This is a genomic window from Nostoc sp. DSM 114167 (assembly GCF_052692655.1).
The window spans coordinates 8,072,555-8,086,576 of record NZ_CP195116.1; the positions used below are offsets into that span (position 1 = coordinate 8,072,555).

Below are 14,022 nucleotides of genomic sequence, written 5' to 3' on the forward strand. Positions count from 1 at the left end.
AACATCAGTACTACATCACTATTTTGAGGGATATCATCCTCATCAATGAGATCAAGATAGTCAAGCGATGTTTCTGAATCTAATAGCCAGAAGTACCCCACGAATACTTAGAACCTTTGGAAGCGATCGCCGCAACCGGAAGACGAATTATTTTTTACGATCGATCGGGGTGTGGAAATAGCGATCGCTAGCCTATTACTAATACAATCCCCATTCTAATTTTAGAGTTTCTAACTTAGGATTTTTTACACTCATTCTCCTACACTCTTCCAAAAATTCTTTAACTTGTTCCTCGTTAAGACTTAAGCCACCATCTTGTAGATTATTAATGTAAGTAATTACATCTGAAGTTGTTAAAGCCGAACTTATTTCTTCTAAAAGAAGAGCATTTCTGACTTCCCGGCAAACTAACTCAATATCAGATGAAGTAAATCTCCCACTTTTATCTGCCAGAATTTCAAAGTTGATTAGCTGATTCATATCAATTTTTGATAGGTAGTGTTTGAATAAATCTATTCTTTCTACTCGATCGGGTGGAAAAACAGGAATTTTCCAATCTAATCTACCAGAACGCTTCAAAGCACTATCAATGCCACTCAAATAGTTAGTAGCAGCAATAACAATTACATCACTATTTTGCAGATTATTTAGTTCTATGAGTAATTGGTTGATAGTTGCCTTTTGATCTGTGTGTGCGTTATCTTCATTACGATTAAACCCAATACTGTCTAATTCATCAATAAATAAAAGTGAAGGTGATTTTTTCTTAGCTTGAGCAAAGATATCTCGAATATTCTTTTGACTTTGCCCTATCCAAACACTGACAATATCAGCAGGAGAGAACTTAAAAAAATATCTTCCAGACTCATTAGCAAAGGCATTTGCTAGTAAAGTTTTACCACATCCCGGTAAGCCATAAAAAAGAATTCCACCAATTGAACTTTTATATCCTTGAGATTGCAGCTTCAGAAGTCTAGTTAGTTTCTCTTTTTCTTCATTCAGCCCTTGTACTTGGCTAAAGTCAAGTTTAAATTCTTTGACGCGGTTAGTAATTGGATATGCTTGGACTAAACTAGGTTTTTTAGTCTCATAATTAAAAGATGGATAGTCGATAGAGTCAAAGGATACTGGGACTAATTGGTGTTTTTCATAATCAGGAGCCATGATTACAACTTGGAAGCGATCGCCATAATATTCAGAAAACTTATATTCTAATATTTCCTTTAGTTTTTTCAGCTGGTAATAGTTGCGTGCTATCTCAAAACCGGGAATTACCAACCAAAGGCTTTCTAATTGATTTGGCCATACTTTTGATTTCCTTAAAACTCTTTTAATTGAATCTAAAAAGAGATTGTTATCTTGAAACTCTTGGTATTTGAGCGTTTCTATTTCAACCACTACCTGATTTTTTACATAGACTTCTATAATTTCACTTTGGTACTCTTGATCGTCGTCTGATGTATCTTCATCGATTGTTTCTTCATCCCTAGAAGTCAACTCAACTTCACAGCCAATATTAGACAATCCATATCCTAGACTTTTCAACGTTTTAATCGCAAAATACTTAAGGTAGATATATTCTTTACTTTCTTGCTGCCATTTCAAAGTGTAAAAATGTTCAGTTTTCATCTTCAGCAATAACTGAGACTCAGCTTGGATTTGAGCCTTTTGTAATTCTACAAAGTAATCTTGCAAAGATGCATCCTCTTCCTCTATTTCATAATACGGAAGTTCCAGTAGTAGACGGAAATGGGCATACACTTCCTCTTGATATTCAATCGAAGTTTCATTTGGATATTTACATCGGAGAGTAAAAGTAAAAGGAATTTTACTAGCAACTTTATCTACCAAATATCCTAAAGCATCTTCTTGTTGATGAGCTTGGATTTCTAATGCCGATGGACAATGAAATAAGATAAAAAATTGTTCAGAATTATATTTATTGGCATATAAAGATATCTGTTCAAACTGCCGATCGAATTTTTCTGAATCAAGCAATTCTAAACCAGTGTTGCCAAGTATAATGCTAGTCATAGTTGAGCGATAAAATTGAAAAATACTAGCATCAGAGATAGGATTTTCTTGTTCATCTTCACAATCTTTATCTTCTGAGACAAGATTTGTAGGAATTTTCCTATTAGCAATTTTAGGTATACTATTATAGCCTCCATACTGAGATTTTCTAATTAATTCATAATTAAAGATTTTGACAACAATATCACAGAAGAAATCTTCTACTTGCGGAATCAAAAAAATACCAACTGGCTGCTGAGAATCTAAACACGCTTGGAATCGTTCATATTCTTGTTCAGAGCCAAAATCAAACAAGTAGTAGAAAAAATCATGCTTGACTGAAATTGCCTCTTTTAGTTTGTCTGAAATTGATTCAGATTCAGCAACTTCATTTGTTGGTTTTACACCTTTAAGAGAAATAGCTATTTTTGTATCTAACGGAATATGCAAATCCAACCGAGGATTTGCACAAAGCCCCAATTCATCAAGAGCAGTATTAAAATCATCTATGAATGATTGACTTCTACGCTGGTAGCCAAACTGTTCTATGATAGTTTTGACCCGTAGGCTTTTTTGACTTTTACCAGTTCTCTGGAGTTTATTTTTGATCGAACGTAAGTAAACTGTATATGACATTTTGTGTCCTATTGCTTGAATCGGGTTAATATATAGTTCCCTAAGTTGCATATCCAGCTAACTCATACAAGCGATGTCTTTTGACTTGCTGCTTTTATCTACGCTTTCCAAAGGTAGAGAATTATTTGATGAGGTGAAATATTTTTGTACAGGAGTACGATAAATAATCATGTACAACCCATCGCTACAGTCGGGTGAGTGCGAGATTCATCGGAGGTTCAGTAGTGTTTGAAATTAGCAGGCGGCGCAGAAACCACAAGTGGAACATCACTGAAGACTTGGCTGGGTATATGTTCATGATGCCCACCATTCTAGTTTTGGGAACTTTTGTAGTCTTACCCATTCTCTACGCCGTTTTTCTTTCCTTGCAAAAAGTCCAACTTCTCGGCGGTATTGAGTACGAATTCATCGGTTTTCGCAACTTCACACGATTAGCTGAAGATGAAAGAGTTTGGATTGCTTTGAGAAACACAGCCGAATATGTAGCTATTGTTGTGCCAACTCAAACTATCCTGGCTTTAATTCTGGCAGTAACTCTGAATTCTGGGATTCGCGGTAAAAACTGGTGGCGCATCCTCTATTTTTTGCCGACAGTCACTTCTTCAGCAGTACTGACACTCATCTTTATGTGGATTTATAACACTGATGGGCTACTAAACGATTTTCTCGCTTTTGTGGGGCTACCTACTTATAACTGGTTGGGCGATCCAGCAGTTGCCCTCAAAGGCATTACGATCATGAACATTTGGTCCACTGCACCGTTTTTCATGGTGATTTATCTGGCGGCATTGCAAGATATACCCCAAACACTTTACGACGCCGCAGAACTGGATGGCGCAAATGGATGGCAGCAATTTATCCACATTACTCTTCCCTTGCTTAAGCCTGTAACCTTCTTTGTGGTAACAGTGGGGGTAATTTGGACTTTTCAACTTTTTGACCAGTCTTACATCTTTTCTGGCGGTACTGGCGGGCCAAACAACGCTACCTTAACTGTGGTGCTGCTGATTTATCAAGCTGTATTTCGGAATTTACAAATGGGATATGCAGCTGCGATCGCATTTTTGTTAGCAGCTGCCATCGTTGCCATCACTTTGATTCAGCGACGATTTTTCGGAGGCGAACGGATTTGACTAATACCTCTGGCTTATCTTGGCTCAAAGCCCTGTTGTACGTCTTGCTGACACTCTATGCCATCATTACCCTAATTCCCTTTCTCTGGGCACTTTCAGCATCATTTAAGCCGCTAACAGAGATTGTCAATGGTGAACCCAACTTTCTCCCCAAGAATTTTACTCTTGACAACTACAGGCAAATCTTTCTCCAAGAACCGCTATTTTGGCGCTGGTTGTTTAACAGTGTAGCGATCGCACTCAGCGTCACGCTTTTAAACTTGTTGTTAAATTCAATGGCTGGTTATGCCTTGGCAAGACTGCGCTTTGTGGGCAAGCGCTTTTGGTTCTTCCTAATTTTGGCAGTACTAGCAGTACCGACGCAAATCACCCTGATTCCGACATTTTTGATTTTAAAAGCGATCGGCTGGCTGAATTCTTATCAAGGCATGATTGTTCCTAGCATGGTTAATGCCACTTTTATCTTCATGATGCGGCAGTTTTTCGTTAATTTTCCTAAAGAACTAGAAGAAGCAGCACAACTCGATGGCTTAAATACCTTTGGAATTTTTCGACACATTGTTTTACCTTTAGCAAAACCAGCACTAGCAGCACAGGCAGTTTTTGTGTTCATGGGGAGTTGGAATAATTTTTTACTGCCCATAGTTATCCTATTTGACCCAGAAATGTTTACCCTCCCCTTGGGACTGAACACCTTCAAAGGTCAATACATCAGCTATTGGAACTACATTATGGCGGCTTCTATGGTCTTTACCCTGCCAGCTTTAGGTATTTATGCCTTTTTTAATCGTTACTTCATTCAAAGCGTCACCTTTACCGGGGGAAAAGGTTAATAGTCATTAGTCATTAGTCAACAGTTAAAAATTCTTCCCCTGCTTTCCCTGCCCCCTGCCCCCTCCCATTCCCCAAACAGTATTTTGGGCAACAAATTGCACTCCTAACGTGATATTGGTATTACAGCGACTCAATCTCTATCTATCAGTAAACAAGCATTATGGGTTTTGCAGACCTATCGATCGCAGAGATAGCAGCCGACTACAGCATTCCTGTAGAACAAGTGTTTTCTCTGTGCAACCAACTGGGAATCGCCTACAAACACCAAAAGACCCGTTTGGCGTTAGAAGATGCAAGGGCAATTATTTCCCAAATATCCTCTGAAATACGCCCCAAAGGTACTAACGACTTGGTGGGCGATCGCGAAGTCCCCTGAAGGGTTATCTCAGAACTTTCGCTAATAACTGATAGCTAATGATAAAAAACTAATGAGTCATTAGCAATTAGCAGCTTGGAGATTGAGAATCGCGTTCTTAGCTGTGTTGAGCGTCAAAATCTTTAAGGGGAAACATGTTTATAAGACTAATTGGCGTTGTTATGGCTACTGTTTTACTCTCGTTTCAGTTGATTGTCGGTAGCGCGACAGCAGTGGAACTAGACAAAGCTACCCGAACAGTGCCATTAAATGCTCAAGGTGATACCGTTGTACTCAGCCTTAAACAAGTCAAAGAAGGCAAACGCTTATTTAATTACGCTTGCGCCCAATGTCATGCTGGTGGAGTTACCAAGACAAACCAAAACGTGGGACTCACTCCAGAGGACTTAGCACTGGCAACACCTAACCGGAACAACATTGAAGGTTTAGTAGATTACCTAAAAAATCCCACTACTTACGATGGTGAAGAAGAGATTTCCGAAATACACCCCAGTATCAAAAGCGCAGATATTTTCACAGCAGTGCGAAATCTGACGGATGATGACTTGGAAGCGATCGCTGGTCATATTCTCTTACAACCCAAAATCGTTGGTACTAAGTGGGGAGGCGGAAAAATCTATTACTAAATCCCGGAGTTGAGTCATTGGGAATAGGGTATTGGGCATTGGGAATAGGGCATTGGAAAGAATTCAGTCCCTACTCTTAATCCCCCGTTCCCCATTCCCCATTTACTGATTATTGGACAGCTTTTTGCAATAAATTGCTTTCCATTCTAAAAAAAAAATGGATCTATGACAGATTGTCATACTTTGGTGTTGATTTTATTTAAAATGAGAAAGGGAAAAAAATTGATTGTTAGGAGAGAGCTATGAAATTAATTTCGGTAAGCTGGCGACGCCTTAGTTTAGCTGTGTTGACAATCCTTTTAGTTGTTAGCAGCTTTGCTGTTTTTACTCCCAGTGCTTCGGCTGAAACCTACAAGGTGAAATTGGGTAGCGATAAAGGACTGCTAGCATTTGAACCGAAAAAGTTGACCATTAAACCAGGTGACACTATTGAATGGGTGAACAATAAAGTTCCTCCTCATAATGTTGTGTTTGATGCTGCCAAAAACCCCACTAAGAGTGCCGATTTAGCTAAATCTCTGTCTCATAAGAAGTTGCTCATGAGTCCTGGTCAAAAGGAAACCACCACCTTTGCAGCAGACGCACCTGCTGGTGACTACACTTTCTACTGTGAACCTCATCGTGGTGCTGGCATGGTTGGTACAATTACTGTCAAAGGCTAGAAACACCAGCGTTTGACACGAGATGATTACTCAATGAAATTAGCTCATCGCCACACGCTACACTCCTAGAGTGACGCATAAAATGCAGAAATGGCGGTAACGAGTTCTATCCTTCCTTAAGACGCTAAACAATCTGTAGCGATCGAGGAGTGAACTTGTTACCGCCAATTTTGATCAAATTTGACTTAATCAGGGATTAATCGCGTTTATACTCTTGCTGGAGGCTTGTTGCGAGGAAATACTGTTGAGAATACTTTTATTAATTCTACTGTCGGCGATCGCCCTATTCAAATTCACATTCATTAGTCCAGCACTAGCTGCCGAAACATCCAACGGTGCTAAAATTTTCGAGGCTAACTGCGCTTCTTGCCATATAGGTGGCGGTAACATCCTTATCAGCCAGAAAACCTTGAAAAAGGAAGCATTGTCAAAGTACCTAGAAAATTACAATCAAGACTCAATCGAGGCGATTATCCATCAAGTACAAAATGGTAAAAATGCCATGCCTGCTTTTAAAGCCAAGTTAACTTCTGAGGAGATTCTAGAGGTAGCTGCTTACGTTTTTCAAAATGCAGAACAAGGTTGGTAAAGTAGCTATACTGTATAGTTTTTTTGGGGTGAGCGTTTGCCTATCTTTAGTTAATAGCTAACTAGACACTCACCCGAAAACATTGGATAATTTATTTGTTGAAAATCCCAAGCCTGCATTTCCTTCTTAGAACCTTCTAACGAACTTCTAAACTAAGTATTATGTATCACGAACTAGCGATCGCTAATTCGTCAACGACTAAAAACAATATTTGAAATCCAAAACCCCGATCTAGAGACGCGATTTATCCTGTCTTGAAACTACACCAATAACTTTTAACCCAAACGTATTGTATTTTAAACAGGACTTATGCAAGAAAATTTTTCAGATAGGGATAATACCCTGCGGTTACTCCAGTTGAGAACTTGTAGAGTAGACGCTTCTTTATCAGACGCTGCAAATGCGTCTAGATAAATTACTCCTATCTGAATCCGAAATTATCAACGGGCGATTATTTTTCTGGATTAGACTTTTGTCTGTTTTCCTTAACTTCGCGCAACCGTTCTACTAATTTTTTATCCGATTCAGCAGCAGATGTAGACTGACCCTGATTGATTTTCGGCAACAATAAAGGTTCAGAAGTAGTAGCTGCCGATGAAGGCGTAGGCTGGTTATTTTGAATTTGCAGTTCAGATAATGGTTTGGGAGTAGCTGGTGTAATTAATGGTTTGAGAGTACCTGTTGGTGAGGACGTAGGCGGGTTATTTCTGATTTGTAAATTAGGTAATGGTTTAAAAGTAGCTGCTGGTGAGGGGGTAAACTGATTGTTATTGCTTGTCGGTGCAGATAATAACGAGGGCTTTTGCTCTTGAGTAGCCTCAGTAAGATTGCTCGTACTGTTTTGGAAACGTAGGTTAAATGGATAGGAACTAATCTGTTTATCACCCTTGGGGGATTGCTTGTTGAAGTATTGCCTTGCTTTTAATTGCAATTCCGGAGAAATTAACTTGTCTTGAAATTTGATATCTAAAACCTTACCATCAGGATCTACAACCAATACTCCCAAAACAGTACCTTCAAGATTTGACTTATTCGTAGATAATGTTTGACGGATGACTGGTTTTTGTTCAGCGTTGGGGTATTGTCGCTGAACTTCCTTTCTCAGGTTGGCGTAGGAGTCTAGCTGTGCAATTGCCTGTTGAGTTCCCTTCCCTGATAAATCCGCTGTTTGTAGCGTGCTTCCCCTAGTTCCAATTAAAGTACCCCCATTCGTTGGAGCTTGTTTTAGGGAATTTATTGGCGGATTTTGAGGAATTGTAGACGACGCATTCAGAATTGGTTGCGTCATTGGCTGTGAAGTTGTATTTACCTGTGCCGTTGCAACAGGTGCACTGTCAGATAAGATTGGAGGCTGGGGATTCCGCAGAAGATCAGCAGGTATTTGCTGCGACTGCAATTCTGGCAACCTATTTACAGGTAGCGGCTTAGGTGGCTCGTATTTGGCGACGCTCTCACTCACATTCACACGAGGAACTGGTCGAGAGAATCTGGCGCTGGTATTAAATTTAGAACTATCAAATTTAGAAGCGTCAAACCGCAAATTATCACTCGGAATCATCCGCAAAGACTGCTTTGTAGGTAAGGAAGAGACTCGATAGTTATTCGATGATGCCGGTAGCGGAGGTAATACCAGCTGACTGGATGGTGATGGCGCTAATGGCGTTAATCCCGGTGGGACACTAAAGTTTGGAGCCGCAAGTGGGGCGACTGGAGGTAATTGTTGTAAACCAATTTGGGGTGTGCTTTGCGGCAGACGGTTTTGGTCAGCTTGGCTCAATTCCAAAAGTCCAACTGGTTTGGCTGATGCTGTTTCTTTGGGCTTGTTAGACTCCATCGGCATCAATGGTACGATCATGGCGATCGCACCGTGGATACCAAGGGAAGCTATAGCTGCTATCCCAATTGGCTGGCTTAAGATGTCTGGTATATTTTTCAGCAGGGAGACGTAAGACATGGCTGTTATCGTTCACTCACTCAGTTGCAGTTGAATAGCGATTTTCTCTTTCCGGCATTGCAATATTTTGCAAGAGATGCGTTCTTCATAAGGAAATAATAACTTCCCCGGTTGGCAATCAAAACGCCAAAATTGCCATTTATTCAAGTTTTTAATTAATCAATGACGCTGTATCATATTTTCAAAATTCGAGCTTGCTAAACAGATATTTGAAAAATTACTACTTTTGATTTTTTATTGTTATGACGCACACAATTAAAATTAATATCTGGGAGTTTTATAAGGTTTAAGTAAACGCACAGGTTTGAATACATCAAAACATCTGCCGAAGTTGCCTGGTTTTTTCAACTGTTTTTCAGTCAACTACACTTCTGTAACAGATGACACATGTGTTTGTCTGAGACTGGGCCCTATTTGAAAATATTACCACATCAGCAGCCCGTCAAACTGTTGTAAATTGTACAATTTTATTGACATTTTAGCCTGAAATCTCATTAAGGCTATGGTTTTTTTCTCCAAGGAGTCAGTCAGGCGATCGCAATTCTAGCTCTTGAATATGACTACTTCTTCGTCAAAAAAGTTCAAACCCGTAATCATTGCATCCAAAATTTCTAATGCCGTTACCGACAGTTATTTTGCCTGGATATCTAGAAAGTGCGATCGCTTATCGCCAACTAGAACAATCCCTACAGCAGTTAGATTTTCCCACAGTTACAGTGCCACTGCGACGGCGTGACTGGCTTCCCACTCTGGGAGTAAGACCTGTAATATCGATTTTGCAACAACTCGATTACACGATTAAGCATATATTACGTCAACATAATGCTACTCAAATTAACTTAATTGGTCACTCAGCCGGAGGTTGGATATCCCGCATTTACATGGGAGAAAAGCCCTATTTAGCGCGCGGTGATGTCAAACCATTTCTCTGGCAAGGGCATCCCTTGGTTGCTACTCTCATCACTTTAGGTACACCCCATATTAGCCAAGAACGCTGGACACGCTCCAATCTAGATTTTGTCAACAATAACTACCCAGGAGCTTTTTACAAAAACGTTCGTTACGTTTGTGTGGCTGGCAAAACTATCTTTGGCAAAAGGCGGCCTGGTAGTTGGTTAGCTTATAGTAGTTACCAATTAACCTGTGGTAAGGGTAACACTTGGGGAGATGGCATTACGCCCATCGAAGCTGCTCATTTGCAGGGGGCAGAAAATCTGGTGATTGCAGGTGTCAAGCATTCTCCCAGAAGTCCTGGAATTTGGTATGGCTCACCAGAACCCTTAAAAGCTTGGGTACAATATTTGATTTAAAAAACTTTATTTTTATATAAGAAAAGTAAAATTTATTAAAATTTCTTAGCTAAAATCGTAATAAGAATAAATACTTAGTTAAGAACAGGAGGGGTGAGCCATGCAAAGCACCCAGTTCGATAAGATTTTGCGAAGAATAGCGACGATATTATCAGTCGTGATTTTGACTCTGTGTTTAATTTATATCTCTACCGGAGTAATGCTTTCTTTTTACTATGAACCGACAGCAGGCGGAGCTTATAACTCATTAAAGATGATTAATACACAACTGCCATACGGCTGGTTGTTTTGGAGAGCGCATGATATTGCTGGTAACGGGGTAATTGCGATCGCTCTCATTCAAATTGTGGTGATGTTTTTAGGTCGGCAATTTCGCAAGAGTTGGCTGGCTGCTTGGATTAGTGTGATTTTGTTAACCCTAAGTGCGATCGGGCTGGATTGGACAGCAATGATTCTAGATTGGACTCAGGAAGGATACTGGCGTTTTAGCATTGAGCTAGGAACCATCGAAGCCATTCCTTTGATTGGTGGGCAACTGCGCGAAATCCTGACTGGTGGTGGAGCTATTAACACAATTACCGTCGAACACCTTTACACAATCCACAGTTATCTGATTTCGGTAACGACGCTAATTCTCGCCATAGTACATTTATCTGCTTTACTCTGGCAGGAATGGCAAATGTATCAAGAAGCGCCAAAATTAGAAAACGAATTTATTCCTTCCCAAAGCTAATAAAGAGGAAAGGGGGCAGGGGGCAGGGCTTTCAAGGGCAGGCTTTTAGGCTTTCGATAAATAGTTGAGAATGTTCTCAATTATTGAACGTAGTTTTAAGTTCTCAGACAATGGTTTTGGTTTTAAAATCCCAAAAATTTGTCTAATCAAAAAAACCTGCCCCAGAAAGAGGGGGCAGGGGGCCTACCGTGTATACACAAGTCCACCCTGAGCAAGTTTCCAGCCTAAAAAGATGGATTCAAATTGCCTCAAACCTCGAACGAGGGTATGCATCCCCGGAGGTCTTTGAGAGAAGTAACCAGACCATCCACCCAGGCGAGCTTTTGGATCGAGTAGCCCAGGGTAAACAACCCAGGGGATAAGGATTTTGCAGTTTTTCGCTATCACCTTCAACAGAAGATTGAATTACTCCTAAGCATTGTTGCTGCTTTTCACAAAAGGTAAGCGCAGCCGAAAGCTGAGTATTGTCGCGCCCTTCAACCATTTGTAAGGTTCGGACAGCTACGGACAAAGCCAAGATTGTCAGGCGTCGAATAGCGATCGCAGACTCTAACTGAGTAGCTTCTAAATTTAATCCTGCTGTTTTGAGGGTGGCAAAGAGTTGTTCAATCTTCCATCGCCACCCGTACCATTGAATCACTCGCAGTGCCTGTTCTAAGCAAACAACTTCGTGTGTGGTTAGTAACCGCCAATGAATCGGTTCTTGTCCTGCGGGTGGTTGGACTTCCAAAGCTTCAACAGCCAACTTGGGTTACGCTAGTGGGATAGCCAAAAACGCTTAATTTATCTGGGCGTTGAATCTCAACTTGTCCACAACGAACAATAAGCATTGCTTCTCTTGGCATTCGCTTTCGACGTGAGTCTGTAGGTATGTTAATGATATAAGTACCTTCACATGGTTGCTCCCCTTAAGTAATCGAACAGTGATTGAGATCGCCCTAACAATCGACGGTCTTGGCAAGCGCGGATCAGTAAATGATTGTTTTTGTTGGGTACAGTGGCAAATTCCTCAAATAGATCGGATTCGCGATCGCCAATGTGAGTTCCCATCTTTGCCCTACCCGCTTCAAAGCATTTCTGGCTCTCCGATGCCGATGCTAACCATTTGTAGGATTCTTTCTCCTCAATTGGTAAATTTTTATAGCCCCGTTCATATTTATCTGCATGGTCAATATCTCGGCTGCACAATTGTATGGTGCTTAATCCCAAAGTAAATCCACTCTCACCATCCAATACCAGTGTTGGATGAATATAAAACCCTACATCTGTGTTGTTTCCTACTACTCCTAATCCTGCTGGTGACAGCCTACCTAAATGAGACTGCAAGTTGATTTCGCTACTATCACTTATCGCTAATACGTGCTTTTCTGCTACACGAAGCTGGCAATCAACCGCAATCCTACGTACTAGTTCTGATACTGTGATATTTTCATTCTCCAAAAACCGATAATAACCCATCTGTTCTGCCCAATTTCGACTTATTTGCCGGATCTTTATCGATTGGTGTTTTTGTATCGCTTCATATAATGCTGCCCCCTTTTTATCAACCGAGCGTCTCCAAATGCCTTTGCTGGTATCATCGCAGCGTGAATTAAGATTGGATTATCCATGTTTTTGCTTCTCAAAAATCCTCTGCACCTACTTTACATCCGACTTGTGTATACACGGTAGCCTTGTAAAGGGGAGGGGCTGGGGGAGAGGTCAAAATAGCACTCGTCGAACTCACGTTAAAATTGGTGATGAAATATAAAGCTGAGAATTAGATAAACAAAACCCCACTTTTAGGTGGGGTTTTGTTTATGAAGAAAATTGGCTATGTAGGATGGTAATCTGGCTGATTGGATATATCTTTTGGGGGGCGATCGCTACTCCAAGCCCACCACACAGAACCACAGTGACAGTAATAAAACTCTTGCCATTTGCGACGACGGTCTTCCGTAAGAACAGGCGATCGCCGATTTAGCCAAACTTTCTCAGCTTCTAGGCTACTTGAGTGGCAGTTAGGACAGCAAAAATCATAAGCGTGTATTGCCTTATTTGTCCATTCAGGTGGGAGGGGAGCAAAAGCGTCCATGTAGTTACAAATATAGTCTTAATGGCAAGCCAAAACTTTGAGGTTTGGAATTTGGCGGCAAAGGAATACTATAAAATCCCGCCATACTATCAAACTGCTGAATAAATATTCTTATAGCTCAATCTGAATCTATTCAATGACTGCGAGAGCATCTCATAAATCAAAGGTTAACACGAAAACTTTATTTTTTACACACATAGTAGTACGCCTTGGCAACGTCGGCGGGGATAAGGGGCAGGGGAAAGGGACTCATGTTTTTTATCCCTTACCCTTTTCCCTTTACCCAACCTCCACTTAACATTTTTGGGTTGGCAGACTACTAGTTACTATGCACATTATGGCTAATAATTAAATTTATGGAGCCAAATGTTGAAATTCGCCGTTTGTTAGATGTGATGCCTGCTTCTGGTCGGATGACGACAAAAATCGTCAGTAAGCCAGAGCAAGCAAAAGTAATTGACGCTTCCTTTCCCCAACCCTGGAACCAAGCGCGACCGATATATATTAATTTTGATTTGTGGCGTCGCCTGACAAAGCCCCAACGAGACTTGCTGCTGTTGCAGATGGTTAGCTGGTTGACAGGGGTAAAGTGGTTTAAACCCGACATTTATCAAGGCGTGGTGTTGGCTGGGCTGTTAGGCGGATTCTTGGAAGCAGCACAGTCAGATGTAGTGGGCGTTGCTGTCGCTGGGGGATTAAGTGCGATCGCTGCTTTTCGGATTTGGCGCACTAATAAATCTCAAGAGTCAGAGTTAAATGCCGATGCAGCCGCGATTAAAATAGCACAGCGGCGTGGTTATTCAGAAGTTGAAGCAGCACAGCACCTATTATCAGCAATTGAAGCGGTAGCCAAAATTGAAGGACGTTCCAGTTTCAATTTTACTGAGTTGATTCGTTGCCAAAACTTACGAGCGATCGCAGGTTTATCAGCAGTGGGTATACCAGAAAGTTATAAGTAAAAATGAGTAATAATTCATAAGTCATAACCTATCCGTCTGAGTAGTTTAAGAATCAGAAGAATATGTGATGATAGCATTTACAACAATTTTTACGCTCCAAACAAATTGGATTCTAAACTAACA

The 14,022-nt window shown here is 40.7% G+C and carries 12 protein-coding genes and 1 pseudogene; 9 read left to right on the plus strand and 4 right to left on the minus strand.

What is annotated here, in order from left to right; translation table 11 throughout:
- Positions 1 to 198: 198 nt before the first annotated feature.
- On the minus strand, positions 199 to 2,649 hold the full coding sequence (locus tag NSTC731_RS33960) for an ATP-binding protein (RefSeq protein ID WP_445628801.1): 2,451 nt from the start codon (positions 2,647 to 2,649) through the stop codon (positions 199 to 201).
- Between the two features lie 224 nt (positions 2,650 to 2,873).
- On the opposite strand from NSTC731_RS33960, the gene NSTC731_RS33965 reads away from it, so the two are divergent.
- The 6 genes from NSTC731_RS33965 (at position 2,874) to petJ (ending at position 6,869) form a co-directional block, all read left to right on the plus strand.
- Complete coding sequence (locus NSTC731_RS33965) at positions 2,874 to 3,782, plus strand: carbohydrate ABC transporter permease (protein WP_445628802.1); 909 nt, start codon at positions 2,874 to 2,876, stop codon at positions 3,780 to 3,782.
- Positions 3,779 to 4,615 (plus strand): carbohydrate ABC transporter permease, encoded by an 837-nt coding sequence (locus NSTC731_RS33970; protein WP_445628803.1) that lies wholly within the window; start codon positions 3,779 to 3,781, stop codon positions 4,613 to 4,615. Before NSTC731_RS33965 ends, NSTC731_RS33970 begins: the two co-directional genes overlap by 4 nt.
- Before the next feature lie 161 nt (positions 4,616 to 4,776).
- Positions 4,777 to 4,992 (plus strand): hypothetical protein, encoded by a 216-nt coding sequence (locus tag NSTC731_RS33975; protein WP_322695732.1) that lies wholly within the window; start codon positions 4,777 to 4,779, stop codon positions 4,990 to 4,992.
- A gap of 134 nt (positions 4,993 to 5,126) precedes the next feature.
- The gene (gene psbV, locus NSTC731_RS33980) at positions 5,127 to 5,618 is read left to right on the plus strand and encodes a photosystem II cytochrome c-550 (RefSeq protein WP_322695731.1); all 492 of its coding nucleotides are present in this window, start codon (positions 5,127 to 5,129) and stop codon (positions 5,616 to 5,618) included.
- 242 nt (positions 5,619 to 5,860) lie between these two features.
- The gene (gene petE / locus NSTC731_RS33985) at positions 5,861 to 6,280 is read left to right on the plus strand and encodes a plastocyanin (protein ID WP_445628804.1); all 420 of its coding nucleotides are present in this window, start codon (positions 5,861 to 5,863) and stop codon (positions 6,278 to 6,280) included.
- A 244-nt stretch (positions 6,281 to 6,524) separates the two neighbouring features.
- Entirely contained in the window at positions 6,525 to 6,869 is a 345-nt protein-coding gene (gene petJ, locus NSTC731_RS33990) for a cytochrome c6 PetJ (protein WP_445628805.1), read from the plus strand.
- Between the two features lie 451 nt (positions 6,870 to 7,320).
- On the opposite strand, the gene NSTC731_RS33995 is transcribed toward petJ, so the two are convergent.
- Positions 7,321 to 8,823 (minus strand): hypothetical protein, encoded by a 1,503-nt coding sequence (locus NSTC731_RS33995; RefSeq protein ID WP_445628806.1) that lies wholly within the window; start codon positions 8,821 to 8,823, stop codon positions 7,321 to 7,323.
- 614 nt (positions 8,824 to 9,437) lie between these two features.
- Here NSTC731_RS33995 and NSTC731_RS34000 point away from each other — a divergent pair.
- The gene (locus tag NSTC731_RS34000) at positions 9,438 to 10,133 is read left to right on the plus strand and encodes an esterase/lipase family protein (protein ID WP_445628807.1); all 696 of its coding nucleotides are present in this window, start codon (positions 9,438 to 9,440) and stop codon (positions 10,131 to 10,133) included.
- Positions 10,134 to 10,233: 100 nt separating this feature from the next.
- Entirely contained in the window at positions 10,234 to 10,866 is a 633-nt protein-coding gene (locus tag NSTC731_RS34005) for a cytochrome b N-terminal domain-containing protein (RefSeq protein ID WP_445628808.1), read from the plus strand.
- Between the two features lie 183 nt (positions 10,867 to 11,049).
- On the opposite strand, the pseudogene NSTC731_RS34010 reads toward NSTC731_RS34005, so the two are convergent.
- Both NSTC731_RS34010 and NSTC731_RS34015 read right to left on the minus strand, forming a co-directional pair.
- Positions 11,050 to 12,381 (minus strand): annotated as a pseudogene (locus tag NSTC731_RS34010) (IS4 family transposase).
- Positions 12,382 to 12,679: 298 nt separating this feature from the next.
- The gene (locus NSTC731_RS34015) at positions 12,680 to 12,940 is read right to left on the minus strand and encodes a hypothetical protein (RefSeq protein ID WP_445628809.1); all 261 of its coding nucleotides are present in this window, start codon (positions 12,938 to 12,940) and stop codon (positions 12,680 to 12,682) included.
- Between the two features lie 356 nt (positions 12,941 to 13,296).
- On the opposite strand from NSTC731_RS34015, the gene NSTC731_RS34020 reads away from it, so the two are divergent.
- Positions 13,297 to 13,899 carry a DUF3318 domain-containing protein gene (locus NSTC731_RS34020; RefSeq protein WP_322637631.1) on the plus strand — a complete coding sequence of 201 codons (603 nt, stop codon included), beginning with the start codon at positions 13,297 to 13,299 and terminating at the stop codon, positions 13,897 to 13,899.
- The last annotated feature ends 123 nt before the right edge of the window (positions 13,900 to 14,022 follow it).

Bases quoted from the DNA above. Each gene is read 5' to 3' on its own strand.
- NSTC731_RS33975 (WP_322695732.1), top strand. From the start codon at position 4,777: ATGGGTTTTGCAGACCTATCGATCGCAGAGATAGCAGCCGACTACAGC.
- petE (WP_445628804.1), top strand. From the start codon at position 5,861: ATGAAATTAATTTCGGTAAGCTGGCGACGCCTTAGTTTAGCTGTGTTG.
- NSTC731_RS34015 (WP_445628809.1), bottom strand. From the start codon at position 12,940: ATGGACGCTTTTGCTCCCCTCCCACCTGAATGGACAAATAAGGCAATA.
- NSTC731_RS33960 (WP_445628801.1), bottom strand. From the start codon at position 2,649: ATGTCATATACAGTTTACTTACGTTCGATCAAAAATAAACTCCAGAGA.
- NSTC731_RS33995 (WP_445628806.1), bottom strand. From the start codon at position 8,823: ATGTCTTACGTCTCCCTGCTGAAAAATATACCAGACATCTTAAGCCAG.
- NSTC731_RS34005 (WP_445628808.1), top strand. From the start codon at position 10,234: ATGCAAAGCACCCAGTTCGATAAGATTTTGCGAAGAATAGCGACGATA.
- psbV (WP_322695731.1), top strand. From the start codon at position 5,127: ATGTTTATAAGACTAATTGGCGTTGTTATGGCTACTGTTTTACTCTCG.
- NSTC731_RS34020 (WP_322637631.1), top strand. From the start codon at position 13,297: ATGGAGCCAAATGTTGAAATTCGCCGTTTGTTAGATGTGATGCCTGCT.
- NSTC731_RS34000 (WP_445628807.1), top strand. From the start codon at position 9,438: ATGCCGTTACCGACAGTTATTTTGCCTGGATATCTAGAAAGTGCGATC.